Source organism: Extibacter muris, from assembly GCF_004345005.1.
GTDB lineage: Bacteria > Bacillota > Clostridia > Lachnospirales > Lachnospiraceae > Extibacter > Extibacter muris.
In genome coordinates, this window is record NZ_SMMX01000010.1 from 74814 (window position 1) to 101811 (window position 26998).

Consider the following 26998-nt stretch of genomic DNA (forward strand, 5'->3'; position numbering starts at 1 on the left):
TTTATAACGTATAATAATCAGACTCTGCAGAGATTCCTTCAATCCTCTTGGCAAGCGTAGCGCAAAGCTTCTGTCTCAGTGATTCGGAATCTCCGGCCTTCAAAGCATCAATATAGCTCTGGTGCTCCGCGATGATCTTGTCGACTCCCTCGCTGTTTTTTATAACATCCCGCCCATAGATTAGCTTGAAGAAAGAAAGCGTATCCCACAAAGATTCGATAACAGAACACACACGGTCCATCCCACTAATCGAATAGACTGCAAAATGAAACTTCCGGTTCTGCAGGTACAACTTCTTTGCGTCTAATTCCGGTTCTCTTACGATTTGGATATAATCCTCATGAATCTTCTCAAGCTCCTGCAAATCTCCATCTGTTATATTGGCACAGGCTTTTTCTGCCACAAGAGGCTCTAATGCCTGCCGCATCTGGTAAATCTGCAGGACATCCTCCTGAGTCAGGGACACCAGCTTCATTCCTACATAGGGAACAGACTCAGCAAGCCCCATTTTCTCCAGGCCATTCAATGCCTCTCTGATTGGCATACGGCTGACTCCAAGCTGTCTGGCAAGCTCTTCTGTGTTGAGCTTTTCGCCCATTTTCAGGGTCCCATCCATGATCCAGTCCATTAATTTACTTAAAATCTGCATGGGAAGGGTATCTCTCTGCAGCATTACAGATTCATTCTGATTCATTGTCACACGATTACTCATAATGGATCAACTCTTCTACTTTCTCATATTTACAGACCGAGCTTTTCGACCAGTTTTCCCAATATTGCCACTTGTGCTGTTTCCTCTACAAATTCAGCACTGTGCTCTGCGGCAAGAGGATCTTTTCCCATCGCTACGACACCATGGTCAGCTAACAAAAAAGCTGAGATATCGGGTGTTTTTTGGAACATATCTTCTACCATGGGCACATCTTCCGGACGTACCATGGCAGCATGGACATCAAGCGTAGGATAATCTGCCGGATTCTTCAGTTTGGAATGCCATGTTACAAGGGGCAGATTCTTCTTTGACGATGACCATCCAATAGCATAAGGAGAATGCACATGTACCACTGCGTTTACATCCGGTCTGAGTCGATATATGTATCCATGCAGCAACGCTTCTCTTGTAGGTTTTCCCTGCCCTTCAATGAGATTCCCGTCAAAATCAGTAATCAGAAAGCCTTCGGGTGTACAATCTCCCAGTGATCCGCCGCTTGCCTTAACAAGCATGGTCTCTGACCCTGGTATCCTGGCACTGACATTTCCGCCGCTGCCAGTCTGTATACCTCTATTATAAGCTCTTTTACTTGCAATCACAAGATTTTCTGCTATTTCATATACTTCCTGAGTCATGCATCTATCCTCCAATTCTTATTTTAATATGTAAAATCTTCCGGTAATGTTCCTCTTTGCTTCATTTCCTGAATGATATAATGAGCTGCCTTGTTTCCAAATTCTTTTGTGTCAAGGTTGTGAGGGATTAAGATAACTTCTACATTATCATTCACATTGTCCACGATTGTCTGTATCAATACGTTGTCAGTCTCCGGTGAATACAGTTCTTCTCCTGCTTTTGTATTATGCCGCATTCCCTTGGTTGGAATGAGAAGCTTCACCGGATATGTCACTTTGCTGAGTCTGTCCGTCAGAACCTTTCCTAATGCTTCTGCCTCACCCGGAAGGATCTTAATATGAGCAGTGTTGGCATTGTGCAGCATATGCTTTCTCTCATCCATACGTTCCGGAAGTTCGCTGGTACTGAAGTCTACAAAATCCAGTCCTCCAAGACTGATCACCAATGGCACTTTTTTGTCCACAGACTTTACAAGACGTGTACTTGCTTTTGGCCCGTATGAGAAACCGCCTCCAAAATATTCACTTGTAAGTTCATGCAGTGTCAAATCCAGGATACCGTCTACCAGCCCATTGGATGCCATTTCCTCCATGGTAGCTCCGCCTACTCCGGTAGCATGAAATCCGATAACTTCCATTCCTGCTTTCTCAAGCTCATCTACAGCAGCAACAGCACCGTTGTTGGTAACACCCATCAGAGTCACTGCCACAACTGGCTTTTCCCCTTTTTCCAGAACATTTCCGGCGAACTTCACCATGCCGACACAACAGGCGCAGGCATTGGAAATGACCTGCCTGGTCACAATATTTAATCCTGTAAAGTCACAGATTGCAGGCATGACCGTAATATCCTTATCTCCTACCACCAGGTCAAACTTCCTTGTTCCGCTTGCTACCGTGGTAGCCATTACCTTTGGAAATCCAATCGGCAGCCTCTGCATGGCATTTGCCGCCATCACCGTATTCTGCAGACCGCCTACTGAGATGATACCGTGGATTCGCCCTTCTGCATACAGCTTTTCCACATATGCAGCAACTGCATCTTTCATGAAATCAATCTTTTCCCCTTTTGTCTTCGGCTCCATCTCAGACCATGGGGTACCGTATGATTCGGCCACTTCTTCTCTGGAAATATCATAGTGATAAGACTTGGCAGGGCCGGTTGCCGTATTAATGACCAGCCCCTCCACTCCTTCCTTTTCGATAAAATCTTTTATGAACTTTGCTTCTTTGTATTTCGTATCACAGCTTTCAATAATTGCGATTGTCTTCATACGCATCACCATCAATCTTTCATTTAGCTAAAGCTAAAATATTTTGTTTCTACCTTCTTAGCTGCTTTTTTAGAATCCTTTTCAATAATTGCGCTCTTATACTCTTCATATACGAAATCACTGTCTTTTGATCCGATTACAGGAAGCTTGTTATCATGGGAATCTTCATATTTTTCAACTGCTGCTGATAAAATGACGTCATGGGCAAGCAGCAGATGTTTGTGCGGATCCACCCCAGCCTCTTTGCAGCGGCGCAGTGTGTCGCGAATCGTCTCCCATGCTGCAACAATGTCTACATATCTTCCTGGAGGGCAGATATCATAGTGGAGTTCTTCCTGCATATCCTGAGGTGCATCTACATTTCCCATCACAAATACGGAATCTCCTACGCAGTAATAAGGTCCCTTCTCTGTTTCCACAACAACGGTCATATGACCCGGACAATGTCCAAAAGACTCATATACGCTCACTCCCGGAACGATTTCCACTTCACCTTTTACAGTTTCAAACCGCTCATACACACCTGGCTGGTCATATGGTGCGATAAATTCATCTCCACAGGTAACATCTCCATCTTTGGCGATGATTGGACGGCAGTATGATTTATAGTGCAGTGGAATTGGATTATGCGCATAATTCCACTCTGTCTCATGGCAGATAAAACGTGCCTTTGTAAATTTTTCAAGATAGAATACATGATCCCAGTGAAGGTGCGTAAATAATACGATGTCCACATCGGATGGTTTATATCCTGCCTGCACCAGACGGGACTCAATATCATCAATACCTGGTCTCTGAAGGGATGGCCCGTGGTGATATTTATCTGCGTGCTCCGTCCATGACATACCTGTGTCAACAAGCACCAGTTTGTCTCCGCCTTCAATTAAGAATGTCAAATCCGGAAGCTGGTCGGAATCATTGGTAACTCCGAGTTTCTCTACATATTTTTTGCAGGAAAAGTGGTACCAGTACTCCAGTGGTTTTGTTGGAATGTAACCTGAGTTCAGTGGTCTGATTGTTAATGCCATAATAATATCCTCTCTTTCTTAAACTTGTTTATTTTAATAAATATTATATAGTGACCTTTTTATAATCTGGTCTGTCATTATAAGTACTACTGTACTTGTGGCTCAGCAGCAGCTTCTTTTGCTTCAATTTCTGCTATTGCTTCATCGGAATAAATACCTAGTTTTTTCTTTCTCATATGTTTATCACACATAGATGTGATAATTGGTGCCGTAAATGCTGTTACGATTGCTGACACTGCTACCTGAGCCGTTGCCGCATTTGCATATGGCTGCCATGTCGGATCCACTTCTGCAACAGATACCGGAACACTAGTTGCATTAGCTGCTGTAGTTCCCACTGCTGCCCCCATTGCATTTCTCTTCTTCTTTGGCAGGAAAAGCTGGAATAAAAAGTAGAACAAAAATGCTGTTAATGCGGAAATAATAGCGAGGACAATGCCTGCTAATCCACCTTGTGCAAGACTTGCAAGGCTCATTCCTGCTCCAATTGGAATCATCATAAAAAATGTGATTATCGGCATCGCATCTGCAGCAACTTTACGGAATGTGTCATCCAGGTTGCCCCAGATGATTCCAATACTCAGCGGAATCAAAGTAGCAATAAATGCATTCAGCGGAATAGATGCCATACCTGCAGTTCCCATTGCAATCATTGTAAAAAACGGTCCGTCATTCAATGATAAGATCGAGATGGCACCAGCGTCTGTCTCATCCCCATATTGCTGGGCAAGTCCCAGATATAATCCGCCTGCCGAATTGGTCAATGCTGCGATAATCGCCATTGGCGTAATTCCTGCAAACCCGGCAACGCCGCATATCTTTGTAACGATGAGGCCAAATGCTACTCCAAATACAAACTTCATAGCTGTCAACACAAATCCTTTGTAAATCGGCATTCCTATTTTCTTTACGTTAATAGATGCGCCATTCAGCAGGAGAAACATTCCTAACAGACAGGCTGTACCGGTCTTAAACATTCCAGTTGTAAATCCCCCTATCTCCAGGGCATTGGGTATAAATGTGTTGCAGACCACTCCGATAAGCATAGGAACGATAATCAGCCCACCGGGTACTTTCTGCATTAGCTTAAAAAAACTTTTGTTTTCCTTCATCCTTTGTTACCTCCTTATTTTTGGATATTGGATATTGGATACGATTTATCTTTAATTTATAATACCTTGTAATCGTTTATTTGTCAATCTGACTAATATGCTAAATATATTAATTTATTTTTGTGCATATTTATACTTTCTGTCATGTAGTACTTTTAATATGCGTAAAAAAAAACGGAGAGTATTATTCTCTCCGTTAACCGTTCTTCCTTGGCTTGGCTTTACGCAATACCTTGTCTTAACCGTTGCTGTCTCTTTACCTCCCTTTTCCCAAGCAAGGGATAATATAACCTTATTACATAGAAAACTTCTTTTCTGCCTGTGTACCTTCCCCCTTTCCATCCGAAAACCCGAAACACCTTTATCCATGCGGATCTGCACGAAAAAAACCACCGTCCCCGGAGTACCAAATGCTCCAAAAACAGTGATTTTCAACTGCGCGATCAGGGGTTCGAACCCTGGACACCCTGATTAAGAGTCAGGTGCTCTGCCAGCTGAGCTAATCGCGCATTTCCCTATGCTGCCGCAGGTAAGCCTGTCACCTGTGACGCAAGGGTAATTATATAATATCGTCTGCCAAATTGCAAGCCCTTTTTACAAATTTTTTCAGCTTTTTTAGACAAGATCTATTTCAGCTATCTTTGCTGCCTGCTCACGTCCTGTTTTGATTCCGGCAAATATATGCCTTGCCATTATTACGGTCCCAGCCGTCACGACGAGCGCTCCGCCGACGACGAGATACGGCACATGTCCAAGCTTATCGAACAGCACCCCATACATAGCCTGCCCAACCGGCTGTGCACACATGGAGACTGCCATCGCCATCGAGATGACTTTTCCGACAAGGCGGACCGGAGTGACTTCCTGCACATAGGCCAGCATCTGAACAGAGAACATAGTTGCTATCATCATGATGACGCCATAGCAGAGCGTCATGACAATATAGGCTGCCATCGCAGGTACCGGTAACGCAAGTATAGCCCCCATCGGAAACAGTGCAAATGATGTCCATAGCAGAAGCTTCCATGCTTTCTGTATCTTGAGCTTACCCGCCAATATGCCTGTCAGCACTCCTCCGATAAGCCCTCCCGCAGCGCCGAACCCTTGGGCATAGCCATAGAGCTGGCTGGAAAGTCCGAGATAGATCTTTACGATGACAGGTACGCCTACGATGATGAGGGAAGTCAGAAACAGGTTGAAAAATGCGATAAGGACAACTACTTTTTTGATGACGGGCTGCTCCTTCCGGATATAATTGACGCTGCTGCCCATATCCAGCTTTACGGTAGCCCATATGCTCTTTTCCGCCTTTTGCTTCACATCCGGTATCCTGATAAAGATTTCCATAACGGCAGACAGGAAGAAGCAGACGCAGCCTGCGGCCACGACAGGGGTCAGGCCCCACACGCCGTATACGATGCCGCCTGCCACCGGTCCAAGCAGCCCGGACAGTGCATTGATCTGATTGATGATTGCATTGGCGGTCATAAGGTTCTCCTTCTCTTGCAGAAGCGGCATGCTTGCCTGCACAGACGGCTGATACACTGCCTGTATGCCGGATAATATGATCATGACCATGGTGACGAGCATCACCGGAGAGTACACATGGATCCCCAGCAGGAACAGAACTGTCAGCAGCGCCGTTGAAAAATCCAGAAATACCATAATATTTTTCTTGTTAATCCTGTCTGCCAGCAGGCCGCCGACAGGCGAGAGCAGGGCCATCGGGATGAAAGAGCACGCCATGGCCGCGCCAAACACGACGGAAGACCCCGTCGCGTCAAGCAGGTACAGAGGCAGTGCAAATCGCAGGATACTGTTCCCGAACAGTGATATGATCTGCCCAATCACTACTAGCACAAAATTTCTGTTCATCAATTTCATATTTCATTCTCCTTTTCATACATTCGTTTGGTATGTATGTGACTATAATATATGCGGCCTGAAGATTTCAGACCGCTTTTTTTTAGTCCAGTACTTTCCGCATATCCAGTAACGCCTCCCTTACTTCATCATCCACTATCGTAAGTCCGGTACCGTTCAGGACCTGTTCGATACACCCCAGCTTACGTTCAAACCTATCCATATCTACCGCAAATACAAGCGGGTTGATCCAGATATTCGCCAGCAGCATCAGAACTTCCGCTGCCTCAGCCGGATATTTGACCTTCAGTGAACCGTCCTTATTTCCTTCTTCGATATAGGAGGCTATAATGGGTGCGAACTCGCTTACAGACTCCCGCACTTCCATAGCCAGGAACTTGGGATTCTGCATGATGGTAGGCGCTGACTTCATGAGCTTCCTCTGGTCCGCATTCTTCACGCTGTATAGTATCATCTGCTTTAACTTCTCGCGGCCTGTCATGTTATCAGCACTGTCATACATCGTTCGGAAGTCCACACCTTCGTGTACCTTGTCTCCGACAGCCCGGATGATATCTTCTTTTGATTTAAAATGATGATAAATCGCACCTTTGCTCAAGTCGCCGAGCTCATCTACGATATCCTGGATGGTCGTATTTTCATAACCCTTTTCCAGAAATAATTTCATAGACGCATCTAGTATGCGCTGGACCGTCATTTCAGGATATTTGTTCCTTGCCATTTTACTTTCCTCATCTGCAGACATTCATACATTCGTTTGGTATGTATATGTTATCACTGCTTTACCTGTTTGTCAAATACTTTTCATATTTTTTCTTTCCCTTCATATATTAGTATAAGGAGGACAAGTTATGATAAAAAAATTATATAACAAGGCGGATCTTCCGTACATTATCGCTGTGGCGGTACTGGGATGCCTGAACCATTTCCTGTACGAGTGGACGTATGAAAGCGCAGCCGCCGCTCTCTTTTGTCCTGTCAATGAATCCGTATGGGAACATCTGAAGCTGTTGTTTTTCCCGTATCTTTTCGTGGTTATCTTTATCTATTGCTATGAGCACAGGACGTCTCTTTTCCGATATTTTTGTTCGCGCTTGCTAGCTGTCCTGTTTGGGATGTCTGCCATAGTAGTAATCTTTTACACGTATACGGGTATCGTCGGGCGGAGTTTTGTCGTTCTCGATATATTTATATTCTTCCTCAGTGTCCTGCTTGCTTTCCGTGCAGCCCCTGTGTTCTATCGGTGCCCTGTCTGCAAGAATGCCAGTTCGCTCGTGTTTACGGGCTGGATTCTTGCTGTCGTATGTTTCTTTTTCTTCACATGCCACCCGCCGAATCTGCCATTGTTCTTTTCTCCGGTATAAATATTCTTAAATTATGGTTTTCATATACTTTTCTTGGCTGTATAATATAATTGACGAATTTACTTTAATGCGTTACAAGAAAGGGGTATGGGATTATGGCAATAGAATCTGTAAAATGTAAAATAGAACATCACGCAGTGCTTTTTGCATATCTCGCAAAGCACGCGATAGAGCTGTGCAAAGAAGAGGGCAAAGAGGCAGTGCTTGAGGGGATGACCGCCTATGGACGCGAGCGTGGCGCCCGGATGGCCGCCAGAGCGCTGGCCCGCGGTGACGAATTGACGACGATGACGAACCAGGCTTATGGGGAATGGAAACCTGACTTCGACGGGCAGATGGAGTTCGGACAGCTGCGTACCGAGCCTACGCTTAAGACTTACATATCACGCTGTGCCTGGTGCGACGCCTGGAAGAAGCACGGGCTTCTCGACTACGGGAAATATTATTGTGTCAATGTAGACAATGCAGTTTACCAGGGATTCCGCCCGGACTTTGTCTGTACACCAACTACAACTGCTCTTAGCTGGGGCGGTGAGCGTTGCGAGTTCGACTGGGGACATCCTCTGACGGCAGACGAAGCCAGACAGCTTGCGGATAAGAAGAAAGAGCTAGGCACGTCTTGTATGAAAGACTTTAATTTCCACACTGCCCATCTGCTCCACACGGTCGGCAATATGCTAAAAGAAATGCTTGGAGCTCAAGGAGAGAAGGCTGTTGCCCTTGCCCTGGAAGACTATGTACGTACGTTTGGGCAGGAATATCTCGACGTATTAGAAGGAGTGGACCATGAACAGTTCTGATAACATCATCGCAGAATGGCTCTCTGACCATGAGACATCCATAGAAGCGGCTGCGGATTATATATACCAGCACCCCGAAACGGCATATGAAGAGACGCTGTCTTCCCGGTGTCTGGCCGACTTTCTGGAGGCGGGCGGATTCCGGATTGCATGGAAGACCGCAGGTATCGATACCGCTTTTACTGCATCTTGGGGCAAGGGTAAGCCAGCCATCGGCTTTCTGGCCGAATATGACGCCCTGGCTGAAATCGGCCACGCATGCGGACATAATCTGCTCGGCACAGCAGTGGCTGCCGCTGCCTGTGCACTGAAGGCATATATGGAGGCATCCGGAATGGGTGGTACCCTTCATGTATTCGGCTGCCCGGCAGAAGAGATTATGTCCGGCAAGATAATCATGAACCGCCAAGGCATATTCGACGGCCTGGATGCCGCTGTGACGTGGCATCCATTTGACCGCAACAGGGTAAGCAACGATATCTGGCAGTCCCAGGATATCAAGAATTATATCTTCCACGGAGTCAGCGCCCATGCTTCCCGCTCTCCTGAGGAAGGAAGGAGCGCGCTGGACGCTGCAGAACTCATGAATGTAGGTGTCAACTATCTGCGCGAACATGTGCCCCAGGATGTACGCATGCACTATGCCTACAAAGATAACGGCCTTCCGGCCAATGTCGTTCCGGACTACGCACAGACGAACTACTTCATCCGCTCAAGCAGGCGTTCGCGCACCGAAGACGCAAGCAGGCGCGTGGACGACTGTGCCAGGGGTGCAGCCCTGATGACCGGAACAGAGTTAGAAATCGAGCTCGTCGGAAGCTGTAAGGAGATGAAAGTCAACCGTGTGCTGGCAGAGATATATTATGACGCGATGACCCGGGTTCCCATCCCCAAGTACACCGAGGATGAAATCCGCTTCGCCGCTCAGATCAGTGAAGAAGCCGGCCTTGACAATGGCGGCATATATTTCCAGGGGCTGGAACCACTTGAACAGGAGCCGGTACCCATCTCTATCGGTACCGACGTCTCCGAAGTCAGCCACACGGTCCCGACGATAACGTTGAGCGCCGCCGCCATGTGCAGGGGCACCCCCCTCCACCACTGGGCCGCCGCCAGACAGGCCGGAATGAGCATCGGCAAAAAAGGAATGCTCTACGCTGCCCGATGCATGGCTGAAGGCACAAAACAATTGATTGAGAAACCAGAAAATTTACAAAATGCCTGGAAATTCCATTTAGGGACAGGGTAAAACTCAATTAGGGACGTAACCATTTTTAATTTTCTTACGTCCCCAATGAAAGGAGATAAACATGATTACTAAGAATATCGGTATTATCGGCTGTGGAAACATGGGGGGCGCTATTCTCTACGGTGCCTTGAAAAGTGGTGTCCTTCCTAAGGAGAACGCCTATGTATATGACATTAATCCTGAGATGATGAATAAGGCACGCGGCTGGGGCGTAAATCTTTCTAAGGATGATGAGGACGTGTGCCGAAGCAGCGATATCATCCTGCTGGCTGTTAAACCCCAGAACACCTCTGAGGCGCTTGCCCAATGTGCAGCTGCACTGGATGGCAAGGCCATGATGTCTATCGTTGCCGGAGTTACAGTGGAACGTCTACGTACGATGATCAGTGGCTCACCCCGCATCCTCCGCATTATGCCAAATACTCCGGCTATGGTCTTTGAAGGAGCATTTGCCCTCTGTTCAGACAATGATTTCAAAGAAGAGGAGCTTGCAGAAGTACAGCAGATCTATAATTCTATCGGTGTCGTAGAACTCGTACCGGAACACCTCATCGATGCCGTGTGCGGATTAAGCGGCGGCGGACCTGCCTATGTCGCCATGTTCATCGAAGCAATGGCCGACGGCGGTGTCAAGCAAGGTCTCCCAAGAGCTACCGCTTACCGCCTTGCCGCCCAGACATGTCTCGGAACTGCAAAGATGATTCTTGACATGAATATTCATCCGGGCCAGTTAAAAGACATGGTAACCTCACCCGGCGGCACAACGATTGAAGGATGTGAAGCTTTGGAAAAAGGCGGCATGAGGGCTGCCGTTATCGAATGCATCAATGCCGGAAGCGAAAAATCCCGGCGTCTCTAAAATAATAGTTCATTAGATTCTTATTTAGGTACAGGGTCTAGTTCATTTAGGTACAGGGCAAAATGCAATTGGGGACGTAACAAAATTGAAAATGGTTACGTCCCCAATTACGTTTATTTTATTCTGATGTTCCGTCCTGCTGCCCTTCATTTCCCTGGGTGCCCTGGCCGTCCTGGCTATCCTGGGTATCTGTACCGCTGCCGGTACCATCCTCCTGCAGTTTATCAGCTCCATCTACGGGCGCTTCATCGCCGTTATCCTGAGGACTGTCAGAAGAGTCCGGCACATCCACATCATCGGAAGTATTGCTCTTGTCGGAATTATCTGACGCATCACCCTCATCATCACCACCGAAAAGGTTCTTGAAGAAGTTGACTATCTTATCCCAGAAGCTTTCGCCGTCACCGGAATCTTTAGACTTCAGAGCGTCGATCGTACTGTCGATAACAGCATTGTCGCCCAGGATACTGTCATTCGTATTATTTATAATGCCGCCGTCACTGTCTCCACCTGTGAAGAAAGACTTAATCGAGTTCCACAGGTTGGAGAAGAAGCCTTCGCTTTTGCCTTCCAGGTTCTCAAGCGTATTCTTCAGCGCCTTCACGTCATAATCATACTCTGATATGCTCTTCATAAGTGATACGATTTTGGCCTTCTGGTCATCATTCAGAGACACGTTCTGGCTGTCCGCCGCGTCATTTACGGCACCTTCAATCTCGTCATCATCCTTCAGCCCGTCTTCTATGACTTCCTGCTTCACCTCGTTCATCAGATCTGCCGCTTCCTGCTGGCCGATAGACTCCGCAAGCTCACCCGTCGTGACAAGCTCTTCCGTTGCAGTGGCCTTCTGGTCTTCGCTCAGCTCTTCACCGCTGGCCTTCTCATATGCCATCATGATTCCCGTGAGCGCGCCTGTTCCGGACACTTCAATCGGAGAACCCGCCACCACGTTGCAGTTTTCCACCCCTGAGGTAAGAAGCGTACTTGCAATCATAGAGCTCGTGACAAATGTAAGGTTCGCCACCTTCACCTGGATCCCGCCGCTGCCGGTCGGCTCTACATAAGAACAGCTGTATGTCCGCGTTCCGATCTGGGCTTCCGAAGCGATTCCTTCCATATATTTTCTTTCATCTGCATTCGTAACCTCAATCGTATCAACCTTATCTGCAGATGTGCCGAAGTAATCATACATGGATTTCTTCTGTTCTTCTGTAAGGTTCGCTCCAAGCGTCACAACCTTAGAGCTGTCTGCCAGCGTTGTGAACGGTACGCTGACAAATGCCAGCACAGCTGCCATCATAACCGGTATTATCTTCTTAAACTTTTTCATCATAGTCTGGTGCAACCACCATACCCCCTTTTCATCAATTATTAGTAAGCTCCCACATAATATATCATATTCCCGGACATTTGCAAAGAAACAGCCCCTTAACTATTTCTGAATATTTTCTGTATTCTGTCGTAGAATACGTCCTCATCGATGATTCCCCGCATTGTCCCTACTATCCTGCCGTCCTTAAAACATATGAACGTCGGCACGATTTCTGTGTCATACTCCGCCGCCAAAAGCTTCGACTCTTCTGTCTCAACCTCACAGAACTTGATTTTTCTTCTATATTTCTTCTCCGCATCCTCCGCAATCGGCTTCATCATAGCGCATTTACCGCACCAGACCGCATAAAACATAACGACCACCGGAAGACTCTCGTGCTTTACTTCCGAATCAAAATCTTTAGCTGTTAAATGTAGCATAAGTTTCAACCTTTCTTAAGCCATCTTTATGTCAGCACTTGGGATTCAATATTCTGCACACCTCATCCAGTGATTTTTTTATACAGGCAAGTTTCTCATTTAAATTTCTTTTGCGGTAAGTGATTTCACATAGTTTATGTTTCAATCCTTTCTTTCCACGTCCCACATGCTCACATCCTGACCATTATTCTTCTTTATATTATATGCAGCAACTGCCCTATGCTTTCCTGACGGCCCTCAACTTGCAGATAGGGTTGCCTTCTGAGGAGAACTTCTCCTCGTATTCCGTCATGACATTTCCGCTGTTCATATCCTCATCGTCGTGCAGGTCTGATGTATATTTTCCCAGTTCCCACCTGCTGCATTCCTTGATCTCCTCTATAGAAAAGCCGAACAGCCCCCGGTTGTCCGTTTTAAATTCAAGCACTGCACCATCCGCAGCTATCTTATCATATCTGTACAGATATTCCTTGGATGTAAGCCTCCTTCTTGCATGTCTTGCCTTCGGCCACGGATCTGAAAAGTTCAGGTATATGCCAGAGACTTCCCCCTGGGCAAATACATCGGCTATGTCCGCAGCATCCATACAGATGAATCGGATATTACGGATTGCACCACCCTCAGGCTCCATATACTTTTCAACGGCCCGCAGAAGCACGCTTGAATACCGTTCGATTCCAATAAAATTCCTTTCCGGATACCGCTCTGCCATCGCCAGCAGAAACTTCCCCTTGCCCATTCCGATTTCAATGTATATAGGATTCTCATTGCCAAACACGTCGTTCCAGCTTCCCCTGTAGAGAGCAGGCTCATCTATCACTTCCCTGCATCCTTTCAGCACGCTTTCTGCACGTGGTATATTTCTCAATCGCATATATCTGCCTCCTCCTTTTCTGCTTCTATTTAGTCTATCTATTTCCTATAGAAAAGTCAATTAGTGTTTATTTTTCAATTTGTTTATTTTTACTATGGTAATTTAGAAAAATAAGTGTATTATTAACATATAATACAAATTATACTTATCAGACAGTAAGTAGAAACGGAGGCGTAGTATGGACTCTATTGTGGAGAAATTATCAGACATCGAGACGACTGCTGAAGCAATCGTAGACCATGCAGAGGCTCAGAAATTCAATATTGAGCAGCAGATACAGGCTCGGCGTGACAAGTTTGATAAAGACCTGGAAGCTGACACGCAGAAGAAGCTGGAGCGCATCCGCGCCGAGGCCACCGAGAAAGTCGACAGGATACTGGAGGCACAGCGGCAGAAGAACAAGGCGACGATAGACGCATTAGAGAAAGAATATGAGGAAAACCATACTGCTTATGCACAGGAAATCCTAAAACGTATAACTGAGGTGTAGAACATGGGCAATCTTATGGCATACAGCGGCATCGTAACAAAAGTGCGGGCCATGCAGGCAAAGCTCCTTACAAGGCAGGATTTTGAAAATATCGCTTCGCTCAGGAGCGTTCCCGAAATCATCTCCTACTTGAAAGAGAGGCCCGCCTACGCAGAATTAATGAATCAGATGGATGTGTCACTGTACCACAGGCGGCATGTAGAGAAGATACTCTACCAGTCTCTCTATGATGACTACACAAGAATCTTCCGCTTTGCAGGGCTGGAACAGAAGAAGTTCCTGAAACTCTATCTGAAGAAATACGAAGTTGACTTGATCAACTACTGTTTCCGGATTGTGTTTAATCATTATGAGAAGCCGTTTGACCTGAATTATAAAAAAGAGTTTTTTGATAAATATTCGCAGATCCGTATCGATAAGCTCATCACATCCAGGACTATCGCCGAACTTGTCGACAATCTGCAGTCGACAGAATATTACGCACCCCTGCGGAGGCTGCGGGATTCTAATTCCGCCACTCTGTTCGACTATGACCTGGCACTGGAACTGTACTACTTTTCCACGGTGTGGAAAAAGAGAAAGCAGATATTGACGAACAAGAAAGAGCTGGAAATCTATACCAGAGACTGCGGTACGAATATGGATCTGCTTAACATACAGTGGATATACCGCGCCAAGAAGTATTACCATATGCTTCCGCCCGATATATATTCACTGACAATACCGAACCACTACCGCCTGCGTATCGATGAATTCAAAGCGCTGGTTGAGGCTCCAACCCTGGAGGAATTCGAGCACTTGCTTGAAGGCACTTATTATGCGCGGAAATATAACATCCACGACAGCAAGACGATCGAGCAGATGTACAAAGAATGCCTGATGCACCTGTACCTGTCGGACCGGCGCGGCAATCCGTATTCGATTGCGACTATCACAACTTATCTGTTCCTGAAGGAAGAAGAGATATATAAACTGACGACTGCCCTTGAATGCATACGTTATGGCTTATCTTCAAGAGAGACGTTAGGATACCTGGGAGGTGTAATTCAATGATTGTAAAGATGAAGTTTTTGAGCATCAGCGGACCGCGTACCGACATCGACCGCGTATGTGACGTCTATCTGTCTAAATATGAGATGCAGCTGGAGAACGCGGTCACAGAGCTTAAGACGACCGACAATCTTCTGCCGTTCGTGGAGATGAATCCTTATAAAGAACCGCTGGCCAAGGCAGAAGAATTCACTTCCAAGCTATCTGTCTCCAATATTCCTGCCGATACGTCTCTCTCTACAGATGCTATCACCACTCTGATACGAGGACTCAACCACGACTATCTCGAACTGCAGGAAAAAAAGGAGCTGCTGAAAAAAAATAAAGATGAACTGCTGGAAAAGCTGCATGTATTAGAACCCTTCAGGCCACTGGATTTTGACTTGCACAAGGTTCTCCATTATAGGTATATGCAGCTTCGTTTTGGAAGAATCGGCATAGATTATTACCGGAAACTGGAGAAATATCTGTTTGAAGACCTGAATGCCATTTTCCTGGAGGGCACAAGAGACGAGAATTACGTATACGGGTGCTACTTTGTAGCCAACGCTGAAACAAGCAGAGTTGATTCAGTCTTTAACTCGCTGCATTTTGAACGTATCACCATATCAGACGAGTATATCGGAACGCCTTCTGTCGCATATGACAGCCTGGAAGAGGATATCTCAGATCTGGATGATCGTATTGCAGAGATTGACAAAAGCATACAGGACCTTCTGAACAATCAGGCAAGCCAGCTTCTCGGAGCACGCAAGCGGCTGGAGGAGCTGTCCAATAACTTTGACGTGCGCAAGATGGCGGCCCGTGTTGATGACAACAAAGAGGATTACTATATACTCTGTGGCTGGATGGGCGTGGATGATGTGGAAGCTTTTCTGAGAGAATCCGAAGGGGACGACAAAGTATTTGTCGTCGTAGAGGAAGACCGGGAGAAGTTTTTCGGCGCCCCTCCCACAAAGCTTAAGAATCCCAGGTTCTTCAAGCCATTTGAAATGTTCATCCGTATGTATGGCCTCCCCTCTTCCAATGAGATGGATCCTACCGTATTCGTGGCACTCACCTACACCTTCATCTTCGGCGCCATGTTCGGAGATGTCGGACAAGGGCTGTGCCTGTTCGTGATTGGAGGGCTCCTCTACAAGCTGAAGAACATCAATCTGGCGGGCATCATATCCGTAGCAGGCCTTTTCTCAGCCTTTTTCGGATTTATGTTTGGCAGCGTATTCGGGTTTGAAGACATGATACAGGCGCGCTGGCTGCGGCCGATGGAAGCCATGACCAGCCTGCCGTTTATCGGACAGCTCAACACTGTGTTCATCGTAGCGATCGCCTTTGGTATGGGCCTGAATATCCTGTCCATAATCTTCCACATCCTCAATGCCATCCGGGCAAAGGATACGGAAAACATCTGGTTTTCCAACAACGGCATAGCAGGGCTTGTTTTTTACGGATTTATAGTATTCACAATCGTACTTTATATGACGGGGCATCAAGTTCCCGGCAATATACTGATGGCGGTATTCCTCGGAATACCTATGCTCGTATTTATATTCAAGGAACCGCTCACCAACCTGGCCGAGCGCAACCACAAGAAGCTGGAGACAAGCAAAGGCATGTTTCTCGTGCAAGGGTTCTTTGAACTGTTCGAGACGCTCCTGAGCTACTTTTCCAACACGCTCTCTTTCGTCCGGATCGGTGCTTTTGCTGTGAGCCATGCGGCAATCATGGAAGTAGTGCTGATGCTCTCAGGCGCGCAGGAAGGTTCGCCGAACTGGATTGTCGTCGTAATCGGCAATCTGGTCGTATGTGGTCTGGAAGGGCTCATTGTAGGCATCCAGGTGCTCCGTCTGGAATATTATGAAATGTTCAGCCGTTTCTATAAGGGCAGCGGACGTGAATTTAAACCATTCAATAATCATAAAAAACAAGATAAAAATTAATCCATATCCAAGGAGGAGAAAAATCATGTCATTAACAGTAAAGTTATTATTAGTCGCAGCGCTGGTGCTCAGCATCATTATTCCTTTCGGTTACTACCTGATTGGAGAAAAGAACAAGAAACGTTATAAAAGGGCGGTCGGCACCAACGTATTCTTCTATTTTGGAACGTTTATCATCGCAGCTATCATGATGTTCGGCGGCAATACGGCTGTCGCAGCCGATACCGCTGCTGCTGCTTCTAATGCCACTGGATTCGGTTATCTTGCCGCTGCACTCTCAACCGGTTTGTCATGTGTCGGCGGGGGTATTGCCGTAGCAAGCGCCGCAAGCGCAGCCCTCGGTGCTATCAGCGAGGATTCCAGCGCACTCGGCAAATCACTTATCTTCGTAGGTCTTGCAGAAGGTGTCTGCCTGTACGGGCTTATCATCTCCTTCATGATCTTAGGTAAACTGTAATATGAAGATGTATCTGATCAGTGATAATATCGATACTCTGACAGGAATGCGGCTGGCCGGCGTAGACGGAGTGGTCGTACATGAGAGGAACGAACTCCGTGAGGCCATCGAAGATGCCATGAATGACAGCACGGTAGGCATCATCCTTCTGACCGAGAAGTTCGGGAGAGAGTTCCCCGACCTGATTGATGAGATTAAGCTGGAGCGTACGATGCCGCTGCTCATCGAGATTCCTGACAGACACGGAACCGGACGTAAAAAAGATTTTATCACATCTTACGTAAATGAAGCTATCGGCTTGAAATTATAAAAAGAAGGTGACCCGCGTGACGTTAGAAGAAAAAATATCACATTTACAGTCTGCTGCCATGGAAGAGGCCAGGGCGCAGGGAAATGCAATCATAAAGCAGCATGAAGAGGCGCTTCAAAGCGTTTTTGAACAACATCGCGCAGAGGCCGTCCGCCAATCCGAAACCCGGCTCAAGGCAGAGGCTACCAACGCCAGGCAGCAGCTGAATATGGCAGCCTCCAAAGCCCAGCTCGAATTGAAAAGAGATCTCAGCAGGACGCAGGGAGAGCTTAAGAACAAGCTTTTCGACGAAGTCCTCAGGCTGGTTGACGGCTATATGAAGACGGATGATTATAAACGGCTTCTTATCGCATATATTGAAAGTGCCGCCAGATATGCAAATGGCGAAACGATGACACTTTACCTCAACCCGTCCGATGAGGATAAGATGGCTTATCTGCAGGAGCATACAGGAATGACCCTGACCGTGAGCAAGGAAGACTTCATCGGCGGCATACGGGCTGTCATTCCGGGACGCAACATCCTGATCGACCACGCGTTTAAAGGAGCCATCGATAATGAATACCACAAATTCTCATTCAAGGGAGGTGCGGGAATTGAATAATACTGGAACAATCTACGGCATCAACGGTCCCGTCATCTATCTGAAAGGAAAGACCGATTTCAAGATGTCGGAGATGGTGCACGTCGGGGATGAGAAGCTGGTCGGCGAAGTCATCGCCCTCGACAAGGATCTGACTACCATCCAGGTGTATGAAGAGACTTCCGGACTGAAACCGGGAGAAAAGGTAGAAGCCACAGGTTCTGCCGTGTCTGTCACGCTTGCCCCGGGCATCCTGGACAATATATTCGACGGCATCGAACGGCCTCTCGAACGGATTGCGGACACCGGCGGTGCTTTCGTAACGCGTGGAGTGAGCGTCAACGCGCTGGATACCGATCGATTATGGGATACGCATATCACCGTCGCAGAAGGCGACATCGTACAGGGCGGCACCATTATCGCAGAGGTCCCCGAGACACGCGCGATCAAGCATAAATGCATGGTTCCCCCCGACATCTCCGGCAAAGTAGTATCCGTCGTCCCCGACGGAACCTATACGATCGGCGATACGCTTGTTACGTTGGAGCTGGCAGACGGGACGAAGAAGGATTTATCCATGACACAGTATTGGCCTATCCGCGTACCCCGGCCGGTTCATCACCGCTATCCGGCCAGCGTTCCTCTCATCACAGGCCAGCGGATCCTCGACACGATGTTCCCTATCGCCAAAGGCGGGACTGCCGCCATACCGGGAGGATTCGGTACCGGAAAGACGATGACGCAGCATCAGATTGCGAAATGGTCCGATGCGGACATTATCATATATATCGGCTGTGGAGAGCGTGGCAATGAGATGACCCAGGTTCTGGAAGAGTTTGGCGAACTCGTCGACCCCAAGTCAGGAAACCCTCTTATGGACAGGACCACGCTTATCGCCAACACGTCCAATATGCCGGTGGCCGCACGTGAAGCTTCTATCTATACAGGGCTTACGCTTGCCGAATATTACCGGGACATGGGCTATGACGTCGCCATTATGGCAGACTCCACCTCCCGTTGGGCGGAAGCTTTGAGGGAACTATCCGGACGTCTCGAAGAGATGCCTGCCGAGGAAGGCTTCCCGGCATATCTGGCCTCCCGGCTGTCTGCTTTTTATGAGCGGGCCGGCATGATGCAGACGCTCAACGGCAACATGGGTTCTGTATCGATCATCGGCGCGGTATCCCCCCAGGGCGGAGATTTCTCCGAACCGGTCACCCAGAACACGAAACGTTTCGTCCGCTGCTTCTGGGGGCTTGACAAATCGTTGGCATATTCCCGGCATTTTCCGGCTATCCACTGGCTCACAAGCTACAGCGAGTATCTGAATGACCTGAGCGGATGGTATTCGGACAACGTGTCACCCAAATTTGTAGATTACCGTAACCGGATGATGGCCCTTCTCAACCAGGAGAGCAGCCTGATGGAGATTGTAAAGCTCATCGGCGGCGACGTCCTGCCCGACGACCAGAAGCTCATTCTGGAAATCGCCAAGGTCATCCGTCTCGGATTCCTGCAGCAGAATGCATTTCACAAGGATGACACCTGCGTATCCATGGAAAAGCAGTTCAAGATGATGGATGTCATCCTCTATCTGTATAAGACCTGCCGGAAGCTCGTAGCCATGGGCATGCCGATGTCTGTGCTGAAAGCGGAGAACATATTTGAAAAGGTCATTGCCGTCAAATATGATGTCCCGAACAACAACATACAGATGCTCGACATGTATAAGATTGACATTGATAATTTTTATAACAGAGTTCTGGAAAAGAACGCATAAAGGAGGGGGTTCACAATGGGAATAGAATATCTTGGACTGAGCAGCGTCAATGGCCCTCTCGTCGTATTGGAAGGCGTTCAGGATGCCTTCTTTGATGAAATCGTGGAGTTCGTCATTGACAGCAATACGAGGAAAATGGGACGTATCGTAGAACTCTATGAAGACAGGGCCGTCATCCAGGTGTTTGAAGGAACGGAAAATATGTCCCTTAAGAATACCCATACGAAGCTGACCGGCCATCCGATGGAGGTTGCGGTATCTCCCGATATGCTCGGACGTACCTTCAACGGTATCGGCCAGCCTATAGACGGGCTTGGCCCCATCGTTTCAGATGATATGAGGGACGTCAACGGCCTCCCTCTGAATCCGGTCCGCAGGGAATACCCCCGCAACTATATCCGGACCGGAATCTCAGCGATTGACGGGCTGACCACGCTGATCCGGGGGCAGAAGCTCCCGATATTTTCCGGCAACGGCCTGCCGCACGACCAGCTGGCCGCCCAGATAGTAAAGCAGGCATCGCTCGGAGATCATTCAGATGAACAGTTTGCTGTCGTGTTCGGCGCGATGGGCGTCAAGCATGACGTTGCGGACTTTTTCCAGAAAACGTTTGAAGAAAGCGGCGTTGCAGATCATGTATGCATGTTCCTCAACCTGGCGAACGACCCGGTCGTGGAGCGTCTTATCACGCCGAAGGTAGCCCTCACAGTGGCGGAATACCTTGCTTTCGAACTGAATATGCACATTCTCGTTATCCTGACAGACATGACCTCTTTTGCAGAAGCCATGCGTGAGGTCTCGTCTTCAAAGGGTGAGATACCTTCCCGTAAAGGATACCCCGGCTATCTGTACAGCGAGCTGGCTACCATCTACGAGCGGGCGGGCATTATTGAAGGGGCCAATGGCTCCGTGACACAGCTTCCGATCCTGACGATGCCCAATGATGACATCACGCATCCGATTCCGGACCTCACCGGGTACATCACCGAAGGCCAGGTCGTGCTCGAACGGAGCCTGCACGGTCAGGCCATCTATCCTCCGATAAGCATCCTCCCTTCTCTGTCCCGGCTTATGAAGGACGGCATCGGAGCCGGATACACGCGGGAAGACCATCAGGGTCTGGCCAACCAGCTGTTTTCCGCCTATGCCAAAGTCGGCGAGGCCAGAAATCTGGCATCCGTCATCGGTGAAGATGAGCTCTCTCCTATTGATAAGCAGTATCTGAAGTTCGGCGAAGAGTTTGAACACCACTATATCGGGCAGGGTCCTGCGGAGAACCGCTCCATGATGGAGACGCTCGACCTTGGCTGGAAGCTTCTGGCACTGCTTCCAAAAGAAGAGCTGGACCGTATCGACACGAAGATTATAGACAAATACTACACGCAACAGGCAGAATAAAGGGGGGAATCATATGGATCCGCGGGAATTTCCGACCAAAGGCAACCTGATGCTTGCAAAGAACTCCCTGGCGCTTGCCCACCAGGGCTACGATCTGATGGACAAGAAACGGAATATACTTCTCAAAGAGCTGATGGGCTTGATTGACGAGGCCAAGGATATACAGGAAGAGATCGACTCCACCTTTACACGGGCATATGCCTGCCTGCAGCGGGCCAATATCGAGCATGGGATCAGCATGGTACAGCAGCTTGCTTTCACCGTTCCCATAGAAGATTCCATCCGCATCCAGACACGAAGCATCATGGGAACAGAGATTCCGTATGTCAAATATGACGCCAAGCAGAACGACCTGACGTATTCCTTCAGCACCACGTATGAATCTATCGATATCGTCCGTGAGGCATTCCGGGATGTAAAGGAGCTGACGATCAAGCTGTCCATGGTAGAAAACGCGGCTTATCGTCTGGCCACCAATATCAAGAAGACGCAGAAACGGGCTAACGCCTTAAAAAATATAACTATCCCGATGTACAGCAACCTCGTATATACGATAACAAATGCCCTCGAGGAGAAGGAACGGGAAGAATTTACAAGATTGAAGGTCATCAAGAAGATGCAGTCGAAATAAAGAGGGTGCCGCAAAATCATCTGATTAGATGGTTAAGCGGCGCCCTCCCTATTTTTTGCACTTTTCTATCGTCTACTGTTCATTTTTGCTGCCTTTCATGCCTGAAGCGCTTCAAACATTACCTTTACCTTGAACTGGTCTCCGTCTATCTCCACCGACAGGCTGCCTCCCATATTCTTTGTAAAGCTTTCCGCAATTGCAAGCCCGAGTCCGTGCCCTTCTGTGTTGCGTGATCTGTCCCCACGGCTGAACCGCTCCATGATTTCCTCCGGGCTGAAATCCATCTCATAAGAGGCCGTATTCTTGACAGATACATATATCTGGTTCCCTTCCCTCCCGGCATCGATATATATCCTCGTCCCTTTCAGGGAATATTTAAGCGCATTGCTTATGATATTCTGAAGCACGCGGTAGAGCTTCTTCCCGTCCCCTACTATATTAAGGCTTTTGTCGTCCACTCTTTCACGGATGACCATGCCGCTTTTGACGACTGCGTCTTCCATGTCTCCAAGCATCTGTTCGAGAAGCTTCTTCATATCCAGTTCTTCCAGTTCCAGATTGACTTCCCCGCTTGTAGATTTTGACAGGTCAAAGATATCCTGAATCATATCTTTTAGCTGTTCCTGCTTCAATGCAAGGATCTCGACATAATCTTTTGCCTCCTCGCCCAGCTTTTCTTTCTTGAGCAGGTCTATATAACCGACCATTGAAGTAAGAGGTGTCTTCAAGTCATGGGACACATTTGTTATCAGATCAATCTTCATCCGTTCCGACTGCATCTGCTTTTCCATAATGCGCCTGAGGTTTGCCCCGATACTGCTGAGCTTCTGCGAGCCTTCATAGAGCAGCGACTCCTCTTCCTCGATTGCCTGTGCATTCAATTCACCGTCCGCCATCTCATCTATCTGCCGCAGCAAGCATGCAGTATCTTTATATACCTTGTTATTTCTAAAGCTTTTAACATAACATACATATGAGACCGCAGCCAGGCCGGTAATTAGAACGACCCCAATCGGATCTCCCCACTGCAGCCCGCTATTCCAGACAACACCGACGGTCCCCGCCAGACATACCGTGACAATGATGAAGGATGCCCTGCCGTTTTCCCGCATCGCCTTCTCAAAGGCCATGGACGATCTCCTTATCTGAACAGCGTCATATATGACAGACGACTTTTTCAATGTTCCCTGGAGCACCCTCCTGCTTATCAGTACGACACAGCCTGCGCCGATAAGCGCCACCGGAAAGTAGAACAGCACGCACGTCACGAGTATCATGCCGTATGATACGATCCGAATGCCGTAAAATAAAGTTCCGTCCATAATGGATGTATGGATTCCCATAAACCAGACCCACAGGTCTAGCAGCAGCCCTGCCGCCAGCACCTCTGCACCGATAGTGTCTATCTTCCATCTCTTCATATCCTTCCATTCTTTTGCCGGGTAAAAGTGAAAGAACACGGATACCGCGATTATGAAGAGAGAGAGAAAAAGAAAGTATAATATCTTGAACTGCTGATTAGCCCCCCATCCGCCAAGCCCCCTGGCTGATACATACACTCCCGAGCAGGCGGCAGTTCCTGCTGCCGATGCAAGATACAGTGCAAGCGACGCCCTTCCTCTGTTAGTCATATTTTTCAATCTTGTAGCCAATTCCCCACACCACCTTTAAGTATTTTGGATTCTTCGGAGTTATCTCTATCTTCTCCCGGATTCTGCGGATATGTACCATGACCGTCTTCTCACCGGCATAGACATCCTCCTGCCAGACACTGCTGTATATCTGCTCTGCCGGAAATACGTACCCCGGATGTTCCATCAGGAACTCCAGTATCTTATATTCCGTGGCTGTCAGCTGCGCCTGCTCACCGTCAACCGTCACCTGCTTCGTGTTCTTGTCGAGCACGAGGCCGCCGGTCTTCAGGACAGATCTGGAATCAGCCTGCGTGGCCGCGCCGAGGGCAAAATATCTTCTTAGCTGCGACTTGACGCGTGCCATCAGTTCTGCGGTGTTGTATGGCTTTGTCACATAATCATCGGCTCCCATGGACAGGCCGATGACCTTATCGCTCTCTTCCGTTTTCGCCGACAGCATGATAACCGGTATATTGTTCTTCTCCCGAATCTTCATGAGGGCCGACAGGCCGTTTAGCCGGGGCATCATCACATCCAGTATGATCAGATGTACTTTATCCGTGACAAGCAGATCTAACGCCTCCATCCCATTATAAGCCCTGAGCACGTCATATCCTTCCAGCTCCAGAAGTTTGCCGAGCGACCTGACGATCTCTTTATCATCATCCACCACCAATACCGTATACTGTAACTGTTCCATCATCTTCCTCCGCTTCATTCCTTACTGTATTATCATGGTAACAGGAAATTCTAATTATTTTTCTTTATATTTCTAACAAATTCTTTAAGTTTTAGAGAGAACAGAAAAAACCTCTGTCCAGTGCTTGCTGAACAGAGGTTTGAAAGCATCTGCATATTTCTCTTCTATCGTCCTCCGGTTCCTCCGAACAGCGTACAGAGGGATGAACCTGTGCCGCCACACGTCGGGCACGTTATCTTCTCCGGAACTTCCGGTTCCTGTGCGGGGGCTGCCGCCTCATCTGTTTTATTCCCGCTCTCCCTACTACCGGAGTCCCCCGTGTCTTCACTTGCGCCGTCCATCATTTCTTCCGGCTCTGCCGTCTCTTCTTCCTGGCCGTCGCCTTCTACCTTATCCTTTATTTCCTGCAGGCGGCTTTCATCAGGCGGACTTCCGCTGCAGGCAGTCAAAAGCAATACAGCGGCCAGCAGCACATTCTATGACCGGCCCGGCCACGTTCATGTCAGAACTCGAATACTGCCACCCCGTACGCGGGCAGATTGTATGCAAAGGAGTATGGCCTTCCGTCGCATTCGGACTTGGCCGCCTTATATACGAGTGGCCTTTCTTCCCCGGTTCCGCCATATTCGGCGTCATCACTGTTAAGTATAAGCTTATACTGCTTTCTCTTCGGTACGCCGACCCGGTAGTCCTCCCGCCCGACCGGCGTGAAATTGCAGACGAACAGCAGATTCTTCTTGCAGTCTCTTGAGTGTCTTACAAAGCTGAAGATACTCCTCTCCGCATCGTCCGCATTAATCCACTCGAACCCTTCCCACGAACTGTCCATCTCATACATGGCTTTATTGCGCTTGTACAGATGAAGCAGGTCCCTGACCCAGTTCTGCATCTGGAGATGTTCCTCCTCTGCGAGCAGATACCAGTCAAGCTCTCTCTCTTCGCTCCACTCACGCAGCTGCGCGAATTCCTGGCCCATGAACAGGAGCTTCTTCCCTGCATGGCCCATCATGAACGCATAGCCTGCTTTCAGATTGGCATATTTATCCCCGCCGATGCCCGGCATCTTGTTGAGCATGGAACACTTCAGGTGGACCACTTCATCATGGGAGAGCACAAGGATATAGTTCTCGCTGTATGCATAGCTCATAGCAAAAGTCATCTGGTTATGGGCACATTTCCTGTAGATCGGATCCAGCTTCATATACTCCGTGAAGTCATGCATCCATCCCATATTCCATTTCAGGCTGAACCCAAGCCCGTCCTCTTCTACATCTCCCGTCACCTTCGGCCAGGCCGTAGATTCTTCCGCTATCATCATCGCGCCAGGATTTCTGCCTAGCACGACGGAATTCAGATGCTTGAAGAAGTCGATCGCCTCGAGGTTCTTATTGCCGCCATACTTATTGGCCACCCATTGTCCATCCTGCTTCCCATAGTCGAGGTAGAGCATGGACGCTACCGCATCGACGCGCAGGCCGTCCACATGATATTGTTCAATCCAGAACAGTGCATTTGAGATGAGGAAATTGCGCACTTCATTCTTCCCGTAATCAAATATCTTCGTCCCCCAGTCCGGATGCTCCCCTTTCTTCGGATCCGCATATTCATAAGTCGGTGTCCCGTCAAAATCAGCCAGCCCGTGTGCGTCACGCGGGAAATGGGCCGGCACCCAATCGAGTATGACGCCGATTTTGTTCTTGTGCAGGTAATTGATCATCCAGGCGAAATCCTGCGGCGTCCCATATCGTGACGTCGGGGCAAAGTATCCTGTCACCTGGTAGCCCCAGGAGCCGTCGAACGGGTGCTCCGCTATCCCCATCAGCTCAACATGCGTATACCCCATGTCCTTTACATACTTTGCAATTTCTTTAGCGAATTCCCGGTACGTATAGAACCCTTCATCTTCCCGTCCAAGGTGGCGCTTCCAGGAACCGATATGGACCTCATATATGGACAACGGTTCCTCCCTGTGGTCCCACTTGGCACGCTTCTCCATCCAGATTTCGTCCGTCCACTTTAAGCCTGTTATATCTGCTATCCGTGAAGCAGTTCCCGGCCTCAGCTCAGCATAATTGGCATAGGGGTCTGCTTTAAAGATATGCTGCCCGGAATAGGTCTCTATACAGAACTTGTACATCTCGCCTTCCTTTACGCCGGGAATGAAGCATGTATATATGCCAAGCGGTTCTCCTCTCTCCATGGGGTTCGCTTCCATATCCCAGTCATTGAATTCCCCCACAACTGTCACCGCTTTGGCATGAGGCGCCCATACGGCGAAATATGCGCCCGTCTTCTTGCCCCTGGTCACCTTGTGCGCCCCCAGCTTTTTATAGATTTCATAATGGTTTCCCTGTCCAAAGAGATAGTGGTCCAGTTCTCCAATCTCATATGATCTCTTTCTTTTTTCTGCCATACCGTCACCCCTCGCATTCCTGTCTTTATTTACGTATATTATACTTTAGACAGGCATAAAAAGAAAGGG

At 48.2% G+C, this 26998-nt stretch carries 27 protein-coding genes and 1 tRNA gene; 13 read left to right on the top strand and 15 right to left on the bottom strand.

From position 1 onward, the window contains the following. Position 1: 1 nt before the first annotated feature. From E1963_RS12800 to E1963_RS12835, 8 genes are all read right to left on the bottom strand, one after another. The gene (locus tag E1963_RS12800) at positions 2-712 is read right to left on the bottom strand and encodes a GntR family transcriptional regulator (RefSeq protein WP_243117714.1); all 711 of its coding nucleotides are present in this window, start codon (positions 710-712) and stop codon (positions 2-4) included. Positions 713-741: 29 nt separating this feature from the next. After that, positions 742-1347: a class II aldolase/adducin family protein gene (locus E1963_RS12805; RefSeq protein WP_132278538.1), complete on the bottom strand. Its 606-nt coding sequence runs from the start codon at positions 1345-1347 to the stop codon at positions 742-744. Positions 1348-1370: 23 nt separating this feature from the next. Continuing rightward, positions 1371-2621, bottom strand: a complete 1251-nt coding sequence (locus E1963_RS12810) for a Tm-1-like ATP-binding domain-containing protein (protein ID WP_132278540.1) — start codon at positions 2619-2621, stop codon at positions 1371-1373. 23 nt (positions 2622-2644) lie between these two features. Beyond that, complete coding sequence (locus tag E1963_RS12815; protein WP_132278542.1) at positions 2645-3649, bottom strand: N-acyl homoserine lactonase family protein; 1005 nt, start codon at positions 3647-3649, stop codon at positions 2645-2647. Between the two features lie 86 nt (positions 3650-3735). After that, positions 3736-4761, bottom strand: a complete 1026-nt coding sequence (locus tag E1963_RS12820) for a 2-keto-3-deoxygluconate permease (RefSeq protein WP_167482194.1) — start codon at positions 4759-4761, stop codon at positions 3736-3738. 436 nt (positions 4762-5197) lie between these two features. After that, a tRNA-Lys gene (locus E1963_RS12825) sits at positions 5198-5270 on the bottom strand. Positions 5271-5376: 106 nt separating this feature from the next. Next, positions 5377-6636: an MFS transporter gene (locus E1963_RS12830; RefSeq protein WP_243117715.1), complete on the bottom strand. Its 1260-nt coding sequence runs from the start codon at positions 6634-6636 to the stop codon at positions 5377-5379. 91 nt (positions 6637-6727) lie between these two features. Next, positions 6728-7366, bottom strand: coding sequence for a TetR/AcrR family transcriptional regulator (locus E1963_RS12835; RefSeq protein WP_132278546.1), 639 nt, complete (start codon positions 7364-7366; stop codon positions 6728-6730). Between the two features lie 130 nt (positions 7367-7496). On the opposite strand from E1963_RS12835, the gene E1963_RS12840 reads away from it, so the two are divergent. The 4 genes from E1963_RS12840 to proC all read left to right on the top strand — a co-directional run bounded on the left by E1963_RS12840 (position 7497) and on the right by proC (position 10917). Next, positions 7497-8009, top strand: a complete 513-nt coding sequence (locus tag E1963_RS12840; protein WP_132278548.1) for a DUF6512 family protein — start codon at positions 7497-7499, stop codon at positions 8007-8009. Between the two features lie 95 nt (positions 8010-8104). After that, complete coding sequence (locus E1963_RS12845) at positions 8105-8809, top strand: L-2-amino-thiazoline-4-carboxylic acid hydrolase (protein WP_132278550.1); 705 nt, start codon at positions 8105-8107, stop codon at positions 8807-8809. Continuing rightward, entirely contained in the window at positions 8796-10058 is a 1263-nt protein-coding gene (locus E1963_RS12850; protein ID WP_132278552.1) for an amidohydrolase, read from the top strand. Before E1963_RS12845 ends, E1963_RS12850 begins: the two co-directional genes overlap by 14 nt. A 61-nt stretch (positions 10059-10119) precedes the next feature. Beyond that, complete coding sequence (gene proC, locus E1963_RS12855; RefSeq protein WP_132278554.1) at positions 10120-10917, top strand: pyrroline-5-carboxylate reductase; 798 nt, start codon at positions 10120-10122, stop codon at positions 10915-10917. A 118-nt stretch (positions 10918-11035) separates the two neighbouring features. On the opposite strand, the gene E1963_RS12860 is transcribed toward proC, so the two are convergent. From E1963_RS12860 to trmB, 3 genes are all read right to left on the bottom strand, one after another. Next, complete coding sequence (locus E1963_RS12860) at positions 11036-12250, bottom strand: DUF1002 domain-containing protein (protein WP_243117716.1); 1215 nt, start codon at positions 12248-12250, stop codon at positions 11036-11038. Between the two features lie 95 nt (positions 12251-12345). Then, complete coding sequence (locus E1963_RS12865) at positions 12346-12669, bottom strand: thioredoxin family protein (RefSeq protein ID WP_132278556.1); 324 nt, start codon at positions 12667-12669, stop codon at positions 12346-12348. A 217-nt stretch (positions 12670-12886) separates the two neighbouring features. Beyond that, complete coding sequence (trmB, locus tag E1963_RS12870; protein WP_132278558.1) at positions 12887-13543, bottom strand: tRNA (guanosine(46)-N7)-methyltransferase TrmB; 657 nt, start codon at positions 13541-13543, stop codon at positions 12887-12889. A 178-nt stretch (positions 13544-13721) separates the two neighbouring features. Between trmB and E1963_RS12875 the strand changes: the two genes are divergently transcribed. Genes E1963_RS12875 through E1963_RS12915 form a run of 9 tightly spaced genes read left to right on the top strand, consistent with a single transcriptional unit; the run spans position 13722 to position 22182 of the window. Further along, complete coding sequence (locus E1963_RS12875) at positions 13722-14033, top strand: hypothetical protein (RefSeq protein WP_132278560.1); 312 nt, start codon at positions 13722-13724, stop codon at positions 14031-14033. Between the two features lie 3 nt (positions 14034-14036). Continuing rightward, the gene (locus E1963_RS12880) at positions 14037-15086 is read left to right on the top strand and encodes a V0D/AC39 family V-type ATPase subunit (RefSeq protein ID WP_132278562.1); all 1050 of its coding nucleotides are present in this window, start codon (positions 14037-14039) and stop codon (positions 15084-15086) included. Further along, positions 15083-17023, top strand: coding sequence for a V-type ATP synthase subunit I (locus E1963_RS12885; protein ID WP_132278564.1), 1941 nt, complete (start codon positions 15083-15085; stop codon positions 17021-17023). Before E1963_RS12880 ends, E1963_RS12885 begins: the two co-directional genes overlap by 4 nt. A 25-nt stretch (positions 17024-17048) precedes the next feature. Beyond that, the gene (locus E1963_RS12890) at positions 17049-17480 is read left to right on the top strand and encodes an ATP synthase subunit C (protein ID WP_132278566.1); all 432 of its coding nucleotides are present in this window, start codon (positions 17049-17051) and stop codon (positions 17478-17480) included. A 1-nt stretch (position 17481) separates the two neighbouring features. Continuing rightward, entirely contained in the window at positions 17482-17790 is a 309-nt protein-coding gene (locus E1963_RS12895; protein WP_049728472.1) for a V-type ATP synthase subunit F, read from the top strand. Positions 17791-17806: 16 nt separating this feature from the next. Beyond that, positions 17807-18394 carry a V-type ATP synthase subunit E gene (locus E1963_RS12900; protein ID WP_132278568.1) on the top strand — a complete coding sequence of 196 codons (588 nt, stop codon included), beginning with the start codon at positions 17807-17809 and terminating at the stop codon, positions 18392-18394. Further along, complete coding sequence (locus E1963_RS12905; RefSeq protein WP_132278570.1) at positions 18387-20153, top strand: V-type ATP synthase subunit A; 1767 nt, start codon at positions 18387-18389, stop codon at positions 20151-20153. Before E1963_RS12900 ends, E1963_RS12905 begins: the two co-directional genes overlap by 8 nt. Positions 20154-20168: 15 nt before the next feature. Further along, positions 20169-21551, top strand: a complete 1383-nt coding sequence (locus E1963_RS12910) for a V-type ATP synthase subunit B (protein WP_132278572.1) — start codon at positions 20169-20171, stop codon at positions 21549-21551. Positions 21552-21564: 13 nt separating this feature from the next. After that, complete coding sequence (locus E1963_RS12915) at positions 21565-22182, top strand: V-type ATP synthase subunit D (RefSeq protein ID WP_049728468.1); 618 nt, start codon at positions 21565-21567, stop codon at positions 22180-22182. Positions 22183-22277: 95 nt separating this feature from the next. Here the strand turns inward: E1963_RS12915 and E1963_RS12920 are convergent, their stop codons facing one another. The 4 genes from E1963_RS12920 to glgB all read right to left on the bottom strand — a co-directional run bounded on the left by E1963_RS12920 (position 22278) and on the right by glgB (position 26929). Next, the gene (locus E1963_RS12920; protein ID WP_167482195.1) at positions 22278-23834 is read right to left on the bottom strand and encodes a sensor histidine kinase; all 1557 of its coding nucleotides are present in this window, start codon (positions 23832-23834) and stop codon (positions 22278-22280) included. Next, positions 23806-24519: a response regulator transcription factor gene (locus tag E1963_RS12925; RefSeq protein ID WP_132278576.1), complete on the bottom strand. Its 714-nt coding sequence runs from the start codon at positions 24517-24519 to the stop codon at positions 23806-23808. Before E1963_RS12925 ends, E1963_RS12920 begins: the two co-directional genes overlap by 29 nt. A gap of 161 nt (positions 24520-24680) precedes the next feature. Further along, positions 24681-24965, bottom strand: a complete 285-nt coding sequence (locus tag E1963_RS12930) for a hypothetical protein (RefSeq protein WP_145964188.1) — start codon at positions 24963-24965, stop codon at positions 24681-24683. A gap of 53 nt (positions 24966-25018) precedes the next feature. Further along, a complete protein-coding gene (glgB, locus tag E1963_RS12935) occupies positions 25019-26929 on the bottom strand; it encodes a 1,4-alpha-glucan branching protein GlgB (protein WP_132278580.1) in 1911 nt (636 codons plus the stop codon). Positions 26930-26998 lie beyond the last annotated feature (69 nt).